This is a genomic window from Skermanella sp., from assembly GCF_059503625.1.
In genome coordinates this window covers 4,042-4,891 of sequence record NZ_JCACHA010001175.1, presented here as the reverse complement: position 1 = coordinate 4,891, position 850 = coordinate 4,042, and the positions used below count along the sequence as shown (strand labels likewise).

Here is an 850-nt window from a genome sequence, read left to right as displayed (position 1 = left end):
GTTTTCACAGACCGGCGATTGCCGCCTGCCGACCGCTTGTGTGCCGATATCCCCCTCGCCATATAGATTTCAGCATCCTCCTGGATCGCACATGAGAGTGGGTCAAAAGCGGTCGTGCTGCCTGGCGGGCGACCGGACGACAAGGAGTGTAACCATGGACTTCGAGAAGTACACCGAACGTTCGCGCGGCTTCGTACAGGCCACGCAGGGCTTGGCGCTGCGGCGCGGCCACCAGCGCCTGACGCCCGAACATCTGCTCACGACCTTGCTGGAAGACAAGGAAGGGTTGGCTGCCAACCTGATCCGGTCTGCCGGCGGCGACCCCGCGCGCGCTCTGTCCGCCGTGGAAGCGGAACTCAACAAGCAGCCGAAGGTCGAAGGGGCGGGAGCCGGCCAGATCTATCTGGCGCCCGAACTGGCGCGTCTGTTCCAGACGGCGGAAGACCTTGCCACCAAGGCCGGCGACAGCTTCGTCACGGCGGAACGCCTGCTGCTGGCGCTTGCCATGGCGGAAGGATCGCCCTCCGCCCGCATCCTGAAGGAGGCAGGCGTCACGGCGCAGTCGCTCAACCAGGCGATCAACGCGATCCGCAAGGGCCGTACCGCCGACAGCGCTTCGGCCGAGCAGGGTTACGACGCCCTGAAGAAATATGCCCGCGACCTGACCGAAGCGGCGCGCGACGGCAAGCTCGACCCGGTGATCGGCCGCGATGAGGAAATCCGGCGCACCATCCAGGTGCTGGCCCGGCGGACCAAGAACAACCCCGTCCTGATCGGCGAGCCCGGCGTCGGCAAGACCGCCATCGTGGAAGGCCTCGCCCAGCGCATCATCAAGGGCGACGTGCCGGAA

1 protein-coding gene is annotated in these 850 nt (G+C 66.2%); it reads left to right on the top strand.

Features of this window, described 5'->3' with window-relative positions; all coding sequences use genetic code 11:
* Nucleotides 1–154: 154 nt before the first annotated feature.
* Nucleotides 155–850, top strand: a 696-nt coding sequence (locus tag AC5JJ6_RS41510) for a Clp protease N-terminal domain-containing protein (RefSeq protein WP_496047667.1), incomplete at its 3' end; no start/stop codon positions are given.